The organism is Methylobacterium haplocladii (assembly GCF_007992175.1).
In the GTDB taxonomy this organism is placed as follows: domain Bacteria; phylum Pseudomonadota; class Alphaproteobacteria; order Rhizobiales; family Beijerinckiaceae; genus Methylobacterium; species Methylobacterium haplocladii.
This window is the reverse complement of record NZ_BJZT01000019.1, coordinates 45526-60598: the sequence shown is the minus strand read 5'-3', so window position 1 is coordinate 60598 and position 15073 is coordinate 45526. Positions and strand designations below refer to the sequence as shown.

At 68.5% G+C, this 15073-nt stretch carries 9 protein-coding genes; 4 read left to right on the top strand and 5 right to left on the bottom strand.

From position 1 onward, the window contains the following. The first annotated feature begins 52 nt into the window (after positions 1-52). Positions 53-754 (top strand): response regulator transcription factor CtrA, encoded by a 702-nt coding sequence (gene ctrA / locus MHA02_RS10030; RefSeq protein WP_147078500.1) that lies wholly within the window; start codon positions 53-55, stop codon positions 752-754. Between the two features lie 72 nt (positions 755-826). Here ctrA and MHA02_RS10025 read toward each other — a convergent pair whose 3' ends face one another. The 3 genes from MHA02_RS10025 to MHA02_RS10015 form a co-directional block, all read right to left on the bottom strand. Beyond that, positions 827-4216 (bottom strand): error-prone DNA polymerase, encoded by a 3390-nt coding sequence (locus MHA02_RS10025; protein ID WP_147078499.1) that lies wholly within the window; start codon positions 4214-4216, stop codon positions 827-829. Between the two features lie 91 nt (positions 4217-4307). Continuing rightward, entirely contained in the window at positions 4308-5747 is a 1440-nt protein-coding gene (locus tag MHA02_RS10020; protein WP_238180482.1) for a Y-family DNA polymerase, read from the bottom strand. 7 nt (positions 5748-5754) lie between these two features. Then, positions 5755-6549, bottom strand: a complete 795-nt coding sequence (locus MHA02_RS10015; RefSeq protein ID WP_147078497.1) for an ImuA family protein — start codon at positions 6547-6549, stop codon at positions 5755-5757. 608 nt (positions 6550-7157) lie between these two features. Here MHA02_RS10015 and MHA02_RS10010 point away from each other — a divergent pair. Next, on the top strand, positions 7158-8639 hold the full coding sequence (locus MHA02_RS10010; RefSeq protein ID WP_147078496.1) for a carbohydrate porin: 1482 nt from the start codon (positions 7158-7160) through the stop codon (positions 8637-8639). 157 nt (positions 8640-8796) lie between these two features. On the opposite strand, the gene gyrB is transcribed toward MHA02_RS10010, so the two are convergent. Together gyrB and MHA02_RS10000 are read right to left on the bottom strand one after the other, a co-directional pair. Continuing rightward, a complete protein-coding gene (gene gyrB / locus MHA02_RS10005) occupies positions 8797-11244 on the bottom strand; it encodes a DNA topoisomerase (ATP-hydrolyzing) subunit B (protein WP_147078495.1) in 2448 nt (815 codons plus the stop codon). A 192-nt stretch (positions 11245-11436) separates the two neighbouring features. Next, on the bottom strand, positions 11437-12084 hold the full coding sequence (locus MHA02_RS10000; protein WP_147078494.1) for an MBL fold metallo-hydrolase: 648 nt from the start codon (positions 12082-12084) through the stop codon (positions 11437-11439). A 236-nt stretch (positions 12085-12320) separates the two neighbouring features. Between MHA02_RS10000 and MHA02_RS09995 the strand changes: the two genes are divergently transcribed. Together MHA02_RS09995 and MHA02_RS09990 are read left to right on the top strand one after the other, a co-directional pair. Next, positions 12321-12689, top strand: coding sequence for a DUF2946 family protein (locus MHA02_RS09995; RefSeq protein ID WP_170249155.1), 369 nt, complete (start codon positions 12321-12323; stop codon positions 12687-12689). 68 nt (positions 12690-12757) lie between these two features. Beyond that, positions 12758-15061: a TonB-dependent receptor family protein gene (locus MHA02_RS09990; RefSeq protein WP_147078492.1), complete on the top strand. Its 2304-nt coding sequence runs from the start codon at positions 12758-12760 to the stop codon at positions 15059-15061. Positions 15062-15073 lie beyond the last annotated feature (12 nt).

Sequence of the window (15073 nt, the reverse complement as noted above, 5' to 3'; positions counted from 1 at the left end):
GGCGGGCGCATGCCCGCCCGCCTTAGACGGCCGGCCGGGCTGGGGACCGACGATGCGCGTACTTCTTATCGAGGACGATGGCGCCACGGCGCAGAGCATCGAGTTGATGCTCAAGTCCGAAAACTTCAACACCTATACGACGGACCTCGGAGAAGAGGGCGTCGACCTCGGCAAGCTCTACGATTACGACATCATCCTGCTCGACCTGAACCTGCCCGACATGTCGGGCTACGAGGTTCTGCGCAACCTGCGGGTGGCGAAGGTCAAGACGCCGATCCTGATCCTGTCGGGCATGGCCGGCATCGAGGACAAGGTGAAGGGCCTCGGCTTCGGCGCCGACGATTACCTCACCAAGCCCTTCCACAAGGACGAGCTGGTCGCCCGCATCCACGCCATCGTGCGTCGCTCGAAGGGCCACGCCCAGTCGGTCATCACGACCGGGGATCTCATCGTCAACCTCGACCAGAAGACGGTCGAAGTCTCCGGCAGCCGCGTGCATCTCACCGGCAAGGAGTACCAGATGCTGGAGCTGCTCTCGCTCCGGAAGGGCACGACGCTCACCAAGGAGATGTTCCTCAACCATCTCTACGGCGGCATGGACGAGCCCGAGCTCAAGATCATCGACGTGTTCATCTGCAAGCTGCGCAAGAAGCTCGCGAACGCTTCGCAGGGCAAGAACTACATCGAGACCGTCTGGGGCCGCGGCTACGTGCTGCGTGAGCCCAACGAGGTCGAAGAGCGCATCGCCGTCTGAGCCCCCCAGCCCGAACGGTCGCGAGAAGAGCCCCGGATTCCGGGGCTTTTTCTTTTGGAGTGATGATTCCACTCAGTGAAGATCCCGCGACTTCGGCAGGATTCGGACATTGCGCGGATGGTTGTGCGGCCCGCGCGGCTGCTGGGGGTGTGTGAACTCGTCGGCCCGGCTCAGGGCGATGGTGACGTCGCGCTCCTCCGACAGGCGCTTGAGTTCGCCGCTGCGGTCTGACAGGCGCTCGGCCATCAGGTGAACCACACCCTCCGGGCTCTTCTGCACGCGGCCCTCGACCAGCAGCAGGCGCGCCGCCATCACGTCGCGGCGGAAGCGCTCGAAGGTGCGCGCCCACAGCACGACGTTGGTGATGCCGGTCTCGTCCTCGAGCGTGATGAAGATGGCGTTGCCCGCGCCGGGGCGCTGGCGAACCAGCACCACGCCGGCGTTCCTGCAGAAGGTACCATCGGGCAGCGCGGCGAGTCCGGCGCAGGTCACGACTCGTTCGGCGTCGAAGATCGGCCGCAGAATCTGCATCGGGTGGCCCTTCAGCGACAGCCGGGTCGACTGGTAGTCGGCCGCCACATGGGCGCCGAAGCCCATTTCCGGCAGGAGCACCGCCGGCTCGGGGCCGAGTTCGCGGGCCTCCGCAGCGGCGAAGAGCGGCAGAGGGGCATCGTCCGGCAGGCGTCGCACGGCCCAGAGGGCGGCGCGCCGGTCGAGCCCGAGGGAGCGGAACGCGTCCGCCTCGGCCAGCAGCCGCAGCGCTCGTCCCGAGAGGCGCGTGCGCGCGGCCAGTTCCTCGACATCCGTAAAGCCCGACCCACGGGCTGCGGTCACGCACTCGCCTTCCGCCTCGCCGAGGCCGCCGACTTGCCGGAAGCCGATGCGCAGGGCGAGCGCGCCGTGCGGGCCGCGCTCCAGGGTGTTGTCGCGATGGCTGTGATTGACGTCGACCGGGCGCACCGCGACGCCGTGCTCCTGGGCGTCCCGCACGATCTGCGCCGGGGCGTAGAAGCCCATCGGCTGCGAATTCAAGAGCGCGCAGGCGAACACCGCAGGGTGGTGGCATTTGATCCAAGACGAGACGTAGACGAGCTTGGCGAAGGAGGCGGCGTGGCTCTCGGGAAAGCCGTAGGAGCCGAACCCCTTGATCTGCTCGAAGCAGCGCTGCGCGAAGGCGCGCTCGTAGCCCCGTGCCACCATGCGCTCGACCATCAGCCTTTCGAAGCCGCCGATCGTGCCGACGTTGCGGAAGGTCGCCATGGCCCGGCGCAGCTGGTTCGCCTCGACGTCCGTGAACTTCGCCGCGACCATGGCGAGCCGCATCGCCTGCTCCTGGAACAGCGGCACGCCCTTGGTCCGGTTGAGCACCTGATAGAGTTCGTCCGCCTCACCCTGTCCGGGGGCCGGTGAGGGGTAGGTCACCGGCTCCAGGCCGGCTCGGCGGCGCAGGTAGGGGTGCACCATGTCGCCCTGGATCGGCCCGGGCCTGACGATCGCCACCTGGATCACGAGGTCGTAGAATTTTTCGGGCTTGAGGCGCGGCAGCATGTTCATCTGCGCGCGGCTCTCGACCTGGAAGACGCCGAGCGAATCCGCTCGCCGCAGCATGGCGTAGGTAGCCGGATCGTCCTTCGGGATGGCCGCAAGGTCGAAGTCGCCGACATCATTCTCGCGCAGCAGATCGAACGCCTTGCGGATGCAGGTCAGCATCCCGAGCGCGAGCACGTCGACCTTCATCAGGCCGAGTTCGTCGATGTCGTCCTTGTCCCACTCGATGAAGGTGCGCTCCTTCATGGCCGCATTGCCGACCGGTACGGTCTCGTCGAGGCGGCCGCGGGTCAGTACGAAGCCGCCGACATGCTGCGAGAGGTGGCGCGGAAACCCGAGCAGCCGCCGCGCGAGGGCGACGGCCCGGCGGATCGACGGGTTCTCGGGGTCGAGCCCGGTCTGGCGGATATGGTCGTCACGGATATGGCTGCCCCAACTGCCCCACTGGGTCGAGGACAGCCGGGCGGTGACGTCCTCGGTGAGGCCCAAGGCCTTGCCGACTTCGCGCATGGCGCTGCGCGGCCGGTAGCTGATCACTGTCGCGGCGATGCCGGCCCGGTGGCGCCCGTAGCGGGCATAGATGTGCTGGATGATCTCTTCGCGGCGCTCATGCTCGAAATCGACGTCGATGTCGGGCGGCTCGCGGCGCTCCTCCGAGATGAAGCGGGCGAAAAGCAGCTCGTTCTCGGCCGGGTCGACGGAGGTGATGCCGAGGACGTAGCAGACGGCGGAGTTCGCCGCCGAGCCGCGCCCCTGGCAGAGGATGCCCTTGTCCTCGGCGACCCGCACGATGTCGAGGATCGTCAGGAAGTAGCGAGCGTAGTCGAGCTTGGCGATGAGGGTGAGCTCTTCGCGCAACGCCGTTCCGACCTTCTCGGGGATGGCGTCGGGATAGCGGACCGCGGCGCAGCGCCAGGTCTGCGATTCGAGCCAGCCCTGCGGGGTCCAGCCCGGCGGCACGGTTTCGTCGGGATAATCGTATTTCAGCGCGGACAGCGTGAAATCGATGCGGTCGAGCACGTCCTGCGTCGCTGCGATCGCCTCGGGCGCGTCCTGGAGCAGCCGCGCCATCTCTTGCGGCGTCTTCAGATGCCGCTCGGCATTGGCCTCCAGCCGGCGTCCGGCCGTCTCGACGGTCGCGCCCTCGCGGATGCAGGTGAGCACGTCCTGCAGGTCGCGCGCGGCGGGCGTGTCGTAGAGCGCGTCGTTCACGGCAAGCAGTGGGACGCCCGTCTCGCGCGACAGCAACTGGTGGCGGGCGAGCCGGCGCAGGTCGTCGCCGCGCCGGTGCATGGCGACGCCGAGCCAGACGGCCCCCGGTGCGGCCTCCCCGACCCGCCCGAGCGCCGCGGCGAGGCCGTCCGCCCGGCGTGGGGGCATCACGATCAGCAGCAGCCCCTCCGAATCGGTCAGGAGATCGTCAAGATGCAGGATGCACCGGCCCTTCGCCGCACGGCGGTTGCCGAGGGTGAGGAGCCGGCAGAGGCGGCCCCAGCCCGCGCGGTCGGTCGGGTAGGCGACGACGTCCGGCGCTCCGTCGGAAAACACGAGCCGCGTGCCGACGGCGAGCTTGAACGCCGCGGCCTGCCGCTTGATCGCCTCCTGCGAGACCACGGTCTCCGGGGCTAGGGGATGCTCGACGAAGACGAACTCGCCGGGTCCGGAGCCGTCGCGCAGCTTCTCGGGAAGCGGTATCCCCTCCGCGCGCAGCTCTTTCAGGGCGCGATGGGCGCGCACCACCCCGGCCACGGTGTTGCGGTCGGCGATGCCGATGCCGGACTGGCCCAGCAGCAGGGCGGTCAGCACCATGTCCTGCGGCTGCGAGGCCCCGCGCAGGAACGAGAAATTCGTCGCCGCCACCAGTTCCGCATAGGCCGGCGGCAGGGGCGGCTCGGCATTGTCCTGCTCGATCATGCCGGCCGCGATCGATCACGCCGCGTTCCCCCTCTCCCCGCAAGCGGGGAGAGGGCCACGACGGTCGATGCGAGACCATCCGATCGCGAAATCACGCGAACAGGCCGTGCAGGTACCAGCGCGGCCGGTCGGTCTCGCTGCCGTAGAGCCCGGCGCGAAACAGCCAGAAGCGGCGGCCGTCCGCGTCCTCCACGCGAAAGTAGTCGCGCGTCGGTTCTTCGCGCGCGCGCCACCACTCGGCGGAGATGCGCTCCGGCCCCTCCGCCCGCACCACCCGATGCAGCACGTGCCGCCAGCGGAAGCGGACCGGCGGCCCGTCCGGCACCTCGGCCAGCGTCTCGATCGGCTGCGGCGGCTCGAACAGCTGGAGGGGGCGCAAGGGAGGCTCGCCCGGTTCGGTCATGGGCGAGTCCGTCGACCGGCCAGGGGGCGCTGAAGCCGGGACCAGACGCGCGGCGCGCACCGGGTCGTGGGTGTCGACCGGGACGAAGCGGACCACGCGCGCGGAACCGAAGCGCGCCACGAGGCGGTCGACGAGATCGGAGACCTCACCGTCGCCCACCGTCTCGCCGTCGAGGCTCACCTGAACCGGTGCCAGCGGCTCGGCGACCGGCACGCCAAGGCGGATCAGGTCGAATCCGTAGCCGGGGTCGAGGGGATCCGCCAAGGAATCGAGCCGTTCGTGCAGCAGGCGCAGGATCGCGGCCGGCTCCCGAGAGGGCCGGCCGGTCTCGACGGCGATGCGCCGGACCTCGCCATCGGTGCGGAAAAAGCTCGCCTCGAAGACCCGGCCGCCCCGGCCGGCGGTTTCGAGCAAGAGCGCGGCCCGCACGATCAGGTCGCGCAGAGTCCGCTCGATTGCCTCGGCATGAGAGATAGGTTCCATGAAGCGCTGTTCGACGTAGCAGGCCGGCGCTAGCCGCAGCGGGGTGATGCGCCGATCCTCCCGGCCGAGCACCCGCCGCAGCCGCCGCGTCAGGTCCTCGCCGAACCGGGCCGCGAGGGAGCGGCTCGGCAGGTCGGCGATGTCGGCGATGCGCTTGAGCCCGGCGAGGGCGAGGGCCGCGCGATCGGCCTCCGGAAGGCCTAGGGCGGCCACCGGCAGGGAGCGGATCGGCGTCGCTTCCTCGCCCGGCGGCACGACCTCGACCTGTCCGTATCGGGCGAGCGCGCGGGCGGCATCCGGCGTTCCCGCGAGCGTCCCGCGGGTCGAGATGCCGCGCCGACGGAAGGCGGAGACGATCCGCTCCCGCAGGGCGGCCTCGCCGCCGAAGAGATGCGCGCAGCCGGTCACGTCGAGGACGAGGCCGTCGTCGGACTCGCGGGCGACGAGAGGCGTCCAGCGGTCGCAGGCCTCGGCCATGCGGCCGAGCAGGGCCGCGTCGGCCACCGGGTCGTGCTCGGCCGCCGCGAGGGTCGGTATGCGGGCGCGGGCGTCGGCGAGTGTCAGGCCCGGCTTCAGGCCGAGCGCCAGCGCCTCCCGGCTCACGGCCGCGAGACGCAGGGCGCCTTTGAGAGACTGTGTGAGCACGAGGGGCTCATCCTGCGCGACGCCAGAGCACGCCGGTTTCCGCCGCAACCGGTCGATGGGCAGGAACGGAAACCACAGGGCGAGGTAGCGACGCGGATGCGAAGGATGCGCTGTCACGGTCCCACTCCAACCTCCAGTTGCGTTGGCCGAGCCCGGAGCGATGGCGCAGCAGGGAGGCCGCGAAGGCCGGGCGGCCGGGGGCGTTTGCTTCCAGCGGCACCGAGGCCGAGGCTGCGACGCCCCAGCGGCTCGCCGCCGCGCTCGGCGCCGGCTCGGCCTGGAGCCGGATCATCACCAGGGTCACGCCCGAGGCCCCCGCCGCCAGCGCCAGCCGCCGGCTCGCCTTGAGGTCCAAGACCCGCGGATCGCCCCAGATCTCGACGAGGGCCGCGCCGACGGCGGCACAACGGACCGCCTCGGCCACCGCCCTCAGGGCAGCGGTCGGATCGCGCGCCCGCACCAGGATCAGCCCCGCCGGATCGAGACCGAAGGCGGCGAGACCCGCACCGTGAAGCTGACCCGTCTCAAGGCCGACGAGATCCTGTCGCGCCCAGACCACCGGACGTCCCGCCGCCGCTCGCGCAGCCACGCCGAGCCCGAACCCGGCCGCCGCCGCGGCATCCGTCACGCGGTCGGCATAGACCTCGTGCAGCGCGCCGTGGGCGAGCCCACCGCCGAGCCAGGTATCGAGCGAGGCCAGGCCGAGCGGAAAGCGATCGGTCGCGCGCACCGTCGCATCCGGCTCGATGGCCGAGACGGCACGACGCAATGCGGACAGAGTGGTGAGTTGCGCCGCGGTCATAAATGTTCCTGATTTGTTCCCATAACGACTCTCCTGCCGAGTGGAGTCAAGCTTCCTGCGAGCCCCTCATAGGCCGCCTTGCCGAGGGCGGCGATGGGGTCGGGAAAGCTCATTTATTCTGGGGATAAGCGCCGTAACGCGGGGATCCGACCCGCCCACGGTCATCGCGGGTGCGGAGCCGAGCTGTCGTGAAAGGCTTCGGCTCGCGCCAGCAGCCCCGGTATCGCGAACGGCGTCCTCGGCACCGAAGCGGTGCAGGCGGCGTTTACCGATGACCGAGCCCAGGGGCTTCGCGCCCCTGCGCCTCGACCGCGCCGATGAACGGCTTCTCCCGCCGACATGCCGCGCGAAAGCTTCTTCCGGGATCGACGGTGAATACAGGATCGTAATTCATTGACGCAGACCGTATTTTATCCAATAAATCAGCACAGTTAAGATAAAATAACTAAAAAAATCCTCATCATCGAGGACATATCTCGGAAGATCACGTTATTTTGGCTCTATAGTCTATCGTTTTACTCGTAATCGTACCAAAAATGCGCCGCCTTTACGATCGGAATCCCGGCCCGGTTGCGCCCGCATGCCCGTAAGTCACGACATGAGACTTCATGACCGACGTCGCATACCCCATCGTTCCAATCCGGAAGAGCGGCCGTCGCCTGGGGGCTGTCCTCCTGGGCGGTTGCGTCGCCTGCGTCCTGCCGCCGGCGATCGATGCCGCATGGGCTCAGTCTCCGAGCGCCGTCGAGAGCTTCACCGGCGAGGCCGGTCCCCGCACCGATCCGGGTGCGATCGGTACGGCGCCGGATGGAACCGTGAAATGGCACGGGCCGCTTGGGCCATCCGCAGCTTCCCTCGCAACGGCGGGTCTGAGCTTCGACGTCAACGTCTACGAGTACTTCTTCTCGAACCCGAGCGCGGGATTGCGGCCGGGCCAGCTCTCGAACTCGACCTACTTTCTGCTCAGCCTCGATGCGGACCTGAACACCATCGCCGGCATCGAGGGCGGCTGGATTCACGCCACGCAGACCTTCTTCGGTTTGCGCTGGAACAACCGCAACATGGACGGCGACGTCGGCGACTCGACGGTGGGCTACCAGCCGACCTTCAACCGCGACTTCGCCCGGCTCTCGATCCTGACCTACCAGCAACGCCTGTTCGACGATCGCTTCGCCATCGAGGTCGGGCGGACGCACCCGAACCGCTACTATGCCCTGCCGCCTTGCCAATCGAGCGTCAGTTGCTTCCAGGACATCTTACAACTCAATGCCGGCGTCACCTCGCCGCTCTATGGAGTCTGGGGCGGCAACCTCGCCTACAAGATATCGCCCGAGGACTACATCCAGGCCGGTGCCTTCGCGGTGACGAGCCGTGCCAACTTCTTCTCCGGCTACGATTGGGGCAGCGAACCCCTCGACGGTGCCCTGGTCCTCGCCGAGATCGGGCGGTCCACGACCTTCGCGAGCCAAGCCTATCCGGGCCGCGTCGCCCTGACCGGCTTCTACAACACTGCCGACCACGAGGATAACCTCAAGACGGTCTCAGGCCGCTCGAAGGCGCTCAATCCCGCCGATCCAGTGCTGCAGCGCTCCGGCACCTCGGGCGTGATCCTCACCGCCTCCCAGGTGGTCTGGCGTGCCGATGGCGGGACCGATGGCGGCAACCTGAACCCGACCTCGGTCCAGGCCTATACCAGCCTCGCCTACGCCCCCGACCCGACCATCCCCATCCGCTGGAACGCCTTTGCCGGCCTGACCCTGCAGTCGCCAGACCCTTCGCGGCCGCTCGACCGCTACGGCATCAAGGTCAATTGGCAGCGCATCGCGCCGGATTATGCGCAGTTCCTGTCGGACGCCAACCGCATCTCCGGTGGTAGCGGCGCACCCTATTCCCGAGACAAACTCGTCTTCGAGGCGAACGCGCATCTGGCCCTCGGCAGGGGCGTGTTCTTCGAACCGGTGGCGCAGTACCTCGTCGACGGCAACTCGTATTGGAATCCCTACACGGCCAACCGCCCGAAGGACGGTTTTTACGTCGGCGCCACGCTGATCGTGCCGCTGGGGGCGATCCTGGGACTTGCCCCGGGCTGAGGCTCGTGACCGGCGCGCCGATCACGGTTGTCAGCGTAAGACGCCATTCACAAACCCGCTACAGCGCCAGAAGACGCTGGCCAGTGTAGCTATATGCTGACGACAGTTTCAGATCTGCACACGTCGTTGGCGGTTGACCGAAGCAGTCGCCACGAACTCACACGTCGAGGTTGGCCACGTTCAGCGCGTTCTCCTGAATGAATTCGCGGCGCGGCTCAACGATGTCGCCCATGAGCTTCACGAACAGGTCGTCGGCGTCCTGGGTGTCCTTGACCTTCACCTGGAGCAGCGAGCGCGTCTCGCGGTCGAGGGTGGTCTCGAAGAGCTGGTGCGGGTTCATCTCGCCCAGGCCCTTGTAGCGCTGGAGCTGGAGGCCCTTGCGGCCGAAGGCCATGATCGTCTCGAACAGGCCGACGGGTCCGTGCAGGACCTCCTCGTCGCCCTTGCGGGCCAGCACCACCGGCTCGTCGTAGATCTCGCGCAGGTTCGGCGAGCGCGCATGCAGGCGCCTGGCTTCCTGCGAGGCGATCAGCGAGGCGTCGAGGGTCGAGACCTGCCGCACACCGCGCAGGGTCCGGCTGAAGGCGTAGCCGCCTTCGCTGGCCTCGCCGACCCAGCCGCGCTCGATGTCTTCGGCGATCCGGTCGAGGCGCTTGGCGACGACATCGGCCAGGGCCTCGGCCTCGCCGACATTCTCGGCAATCTCCGGCGAGAGGGCACCGCTCAGCACGGTCTGCTCGACGACCGAGCGGTCGTAGCGCGTGTGCAGCCCCTGCACGACGCCGCGGAAGGCACGGGCTTCCTCGACCAGCACCTTGAGTTGCTCGCCGCCGAACTCCGTGCCCGAGGCGAGGCGCAGAACAGCACCCTCGACGCCCTGATCGATCAGGTAGTCCTCAAGCGCACGCTCGTCCTTGAGATAGATGATCTTGCGCCCGCGCTCGGCTTTGTAGAGGGGCGGCTGTGCGATGTAGAGGTGACCGCGCTCGATCAACTCGGGCATCTGGCGGAAGAAGAACGTCAGCAGCAGTGTACGGATGTGCGAGCCGTCGACATCGGCATCCGTCATGATGATGATGCGGTGGTAGCGCAGCTTCTCGGCGTTGAAGCCTTCGCGGTCCGTGCTCGATCGTCCGATGCCGGCGCCGAGCGCCGTGATCAGCGTGCCGATCTCGGCCGAAGACAGCATCCGGTCGGCGCGCACGCGCTCGACGTTCAGAATCTTGCCGCGCAGCGGGAGAACCGCCTGGAAGGTGCGGTCGCGGCCTTGCTTGGCCGAGCCGCCGGCGGAATCGCCCTCCACCAGCAGGATCTCGCATTTCGACGGATCGCGCTCTTGGCAATCGGCGAGCTTGCCGGGTAGCGAGGCGATGTCGAGGGCGCCCTTGCGGGTGATGGTCTCGCGCGCCTTGCGCGCCGCCTCGCGCGCGGCCGCTGCAAGCACGACCTTGGCCATCACGGACTTGGCCTGCGACGGGTTCTCCTCCAGCCAGTTCGAGAGGCCCTGGTTGAGGATGTTCTCCACCGCCGGGCGCACTTCTGACGAGACCAGCTTGTCCTTGGTCTGCGACGAGAATTTCGGGTCCGGCACCTGAACCGAGACGATCGCGGTCAGGCCCTCGCGGCAATCGTCGCCCGTGAGAGCGACTTTCTCGCGCTTGGCGACGCCCGAGGACTCCGCGTAGCCGGTCAGCTGCCGCGTCAGCGCAGCGCGAAACCCCGCCATGTGGGTGCCGCCGTCGCGCTGCGGGATGTTGTTGGTGAAGGGCAGCACGGTCTCGTTGAACGAGTCGTTCCACCACAGGGCGCACTCGACCCGGATGCCGTCGCGCTCGCCGCGCACCATCAGGGGCTTGGTGACGCCGTCGATCGGTTTGCGCGAGCGGTCGAGATAGCGCACGAACTCCTCGACGCCGCCCTCGTAGCAGAGCTCCTCGCGCTTGTGCTCGGCATGACGCGCATCGGTGAGGACGATGCGCACGCCCGAGTTCAGGAAGGCGAGTTCGCGCAGCCGCTTCTCGAGCGTGGCATAGTCGAACTCGACCATGGTGAAGGTGTCGGTCGAGGCCAGGAACGAGACCTCGGTGCCGCGCCGGCCGTTGCCGGGTCCGACCGCGACGAGCGGGGCCACGGCATCGCCGTGGCGGAATTCCATCGTGTGCTCCATGCCGTTGCGCCAGATGCGCAGGCGCAGCCATTGCGACAGAGCGTTGACGACCGAGACGCCGACGCCGTGCAGGCCGCCGGAGACCTTGTAAGAATTCTGGTCGAACTTACCGCCGGCATGGAGCTGGGTCATGATGACCTCGGCCGCCGAGACGCCCTCTTCCTTGTGGATGTCCACCGGGATGCCGCGGCCATTGTCCGAGACCGTCACCGAACCGTCGGCGTTGAGCGTCACGGTGACGAGATCGGCGTGACCGCCCAGCGCTTCGTCGATGGCGTTGTCCACGACCTCGTAGACCATGTGGTGCAGGCCGGAGCCGTCGTCGGTGTCGCCGATATACATGCCCGGCCGTTTGCGCACGGCGTCGAGGCCCTTGAGCACCCGGATCGACTCAGCCCCGTACGCGTCGGCGCTTTCAAAATTCTCGTTGTCGGACATCAACTTCCTCTAGCAGGCGAGGCGTTCGCTCGAGGGTCTTTTGGCCCGACGACGTGAGGATGGTGCGCCGGGCGCACGCCTGCGATTCCTGTGCCTGGCTGATATAGGCGTTCCGCCTTGCGAATGCATCGATTTTCGACTGCGCGCGCCGGCCGGCAGGGGAGATGGCAGCGAGGAAACGAACCGAAAAAGTCAGCCCTGAAGAAACGGGTTCGACTGCCGCTCCTGGCCGAGCGTCCCCGTCGGGCCGTGGCCAGGGATGAAAGCGACGTCGTCTCCGAGGGGGAGCACCTTGTCGAGGATCGCGCGGATCAGCTGCTCGTGGTTGCCGCCGGGCAGGTCGGTGCGGCCGACCGAGCCCTGGAAGACCACGTCGCCGACGAGTGCCAGACGCGCGTCGCGGCTCATGAACACGACGCTACCGGGGGAGTGGCCGGGCGCGTGCAGGATGTCAAAGGTCAGGCCGGACACGGTGACCTGATCGCCCTCGTCGAGCCAGCGGTCCGGCGTGACCTCGCGGGCGCCGGCTATGCCATATTCCGCCCCGGTCTGCGGCAGGCGGTCGAGCAGGAAGCGGTCGGCCTGATGCGGCCCCTCGATCGGCACGCCGCCGAGACGCTCCTTGAGTTCGGCCGCGCCGCCGGCATGGTCGATATGGCCGTGGGTCAGCAGGATTTTTTCGATTTTGAGACCCTGCTCTCGGATCGCGGCCTCGATCCGGTCGAGGTCGCCGCCCGGATCGACCACCGCGCCGACCTTGGTCGCGTCGTCCCAGATCAGCGTGCAGTTCTGCTGGAAGGGCGTGACCGGGATGATCCCGGCGCGAAGCGTTCCCGTCATCGGCATGCGATCCGTTACGCGCCGTAGGCGGCGCTACGGTTCTCCTTAGCGGGATCGCCGTGACGATGCACCCGCTGGCCCCTGGCTCACATGACCCGACGTCGCGTGGTGACGTGTGGCGCCAAGGCCACGCTCGAACGGATACCGATCGAGGGATCGGGAGGGGCTGGCGTGCGGAAACGGGCGCTCATATCCGAGGAGGGATCGATCCGCGCAGGATCGACGAAGAGAGGCCTGTGACGCATCGCGGCATCATCGGGGCGGGACTGATCCTCTTCGCCCTCTGGCTCCAGGCGCTCGCGCCCGTGGTGGGCCTGCGCATGCTCGGCGCCGCGGCCGATCCGCTGGCCGGCGCGGTCATCTGCAGCAAGGTGTCGACCGGCGACCGGGCAGGCCCGGCCGAACCGGCGCAGCATGCGGGCTGCAGCCTGTGCGCGCTCTGCACCGCCGGGCTTGCGGCGGTCACTCTTCCGACGACGGCCGCCTCCGTCGCGCTGCCCGCCGGGATCTGGCGCGCCGTCTCCTGGCCGATCCCGCCGCCGGCTCCGCTCTCCGCGCCCGACCATCCCCCCGGGCAACCCCGCGCACCGCCCACGCTCGCCTGATCCGCGCCCCTTCCGACGCCCCGGAGGCTTCTGCGCGCCGCGCACCTCCCGATCAGACGAGCCTTTTCATGCGTGTTTCCCGTTCGCCGGGGGCCTTGCCCCTTGCGTTGTCGCTCGCCCTTCCGTTCGTGCTCCTCGCCGCCGCCCACCCCGCCGCCGCGGAAGACGCCGGTGAGGTCACCCTTGAGGAGGTCTCGGTCACCGGCGAGGGCCGCGGCTTCGGCGTCTCCTCTCCGGCGGGCTCCGCGTCCCACGTCATCGAGAACCCGGTCGGCCAGATCGTCACGGCGATCGGCCGCGAGGGCGCCATCGCCAACCGGCCGGCCACCAGCATCGGTTCGGTGCTGCTCGACAGCCCCGGCGTGACCGTGCGGCAGGGCAATGGCGGCCGCGACGTGGTCATCTCGATCCGCGGCAACAACGCCCGCTCGACGGGCGTCACCAAGAACATGGTCGTGCTGGAGGACGGCTTCGTGCTGACCCAGCCGGACGGCGCCTCTCGCTTCGATCTCGTCGACCCGCGCGCCTATTCCCGCATCGACGTGTTCCGCGGGCCGCAATCGGCCCTGTTCGGCAACTATGCCACCGGTGGTGCGCTCGCCTTCCGGACGCGCACCGGCCGCGAGATCGGCGGCTACGAGATCGGCACGGATGCCGGCAGCTTCGGCTACCTCAGCAACTATTTCACCGTCGGCGGCGCCAGCGGCCCGGTGGAGATCAGCCTGTTCGCCAGCGACGTGCGCGGCAACGGCTACCAGGGCCATTCCTCCTACGACACGCAGACGGTCAACCTGCTGGCGAGCTACACGCCGACGCCCGACAACCGCTTCACCTTGAAGGTCATCAACAACGACCTGCAGGCCGACATCGCGGCGCGATCGTCGCTCAACCAGTACCGCATCAACCCCTATCAGCGCGGCTGCGAGGCGGCGGCGACGGCAGCTCCCGGATGCACGACCTTCAACTTCTTTCGCAACGGCGCTTTCGGGGCGATCGTGCCGGTGACGGCCGCCGAGGGCGGATTGGAGCGCAAGGACCGGCGCACCGTCATCGCCGGGCGCTGGGAACACGACATCGACGCTCAGACGACGTGGCGCACGCAGGTCGGCTTCGACGAGCGCAATTTCAACCAGCCGTTCTTCACGACCTCGTCGCGTGGCTCCTATCCGTCCTATTCGGTCCAGACCGACCTGACCCGGCGCGGCGACTGGTTCGGCCTGCCGGCGGTGAGCTACGTGGCGCTCGGCTACAACGCCCTCGACCTGCGGATCTCGACCTACAACCGCGCGCTCTATGGCGGCCCGCGGCTCGGTGCGCTGATCGGCGACCAGGAGGCGGTGCAGTCGAACCTCGGCGGCCGCGCCCGCACGGAGATCGCCCTCTCCGAAGCCTGGACCGGCGTCCTCGGCATCGGCGCCGAGAACAGCTGGATCACCGGGCGAAACCTCGCCTACGCGTACTCGGCGGCCGGGGTGACGCGCACGCTCGCCTCTACCGATCGGAGCTTTCTCAACCTGGCGCCGGAACTCGCGCTGGTCTGGCGGCCGGCGACGGACCTCGCCTTCCGCGGCCGCGTCGCCACCGGATACACCACGCCGGCCGCGAGCAACCTGTTCGTCACCTCCGCGGGCCTGCCGGGCAACAACACCGATCTCAAGACCCAGCAGAATCTCGGTTTCGACTTCGGCACGGACTGGAGCCCGGTCGAGGGCTTACGCGTCAGCCTCACCGGCTTCTACGAATTCTTCCGCAACGAGCTGCTCTCGCAATCGCCCGGCGCAGGACTGCTCAACTACACCTTCAACGCCCCGGCCTCCGAGCATCGCGGCATCGAGGCGGGCGCGGTCTATGCCTTCGCCGAGGGCTGGCGCGGGACGCTCGCCTACACCTTCGACGATCAGGTCTACACGGACTACGTCGAGCAGCTCAGCGCCGGCACCCGCACGGCGCGCTTCGACCGGGCCGGCAACGCCATTCCCGGCGTGCCCGCCCACCAGCTCCTCGCCCGCATCGGCTACGACGTCCCGAGCGGGCCGCTCGCGGGGCTCGGCGCCTTCGCCGAGACGGTGGTGCAGGACGGCTACTTCCTCGACAACGCGAACCTGCTCAAGGTGCCCGGCTTCGCGATCGTGAACCTGAACGTGCACTATTCGAGCCTACTACCGGGCTGGTACGCCAAGCGGGTCGACCTCTACGGCGAGGTGCGCAACGTCTTCGACACGGTCTACGTGGCCTCGGCCAACCCGCTCGCCAATTCGATCGGCGCAGCGACAGGACTGCAGAACGGAGCCGCCGTGCTCGCGGCGACGACGGGCTCGGTCTATGCCGGCGCGCCGCGGAGTTTTGTCGCGGGGATGAAGCTGAGCTTCTGAGCGAGGCTCTGT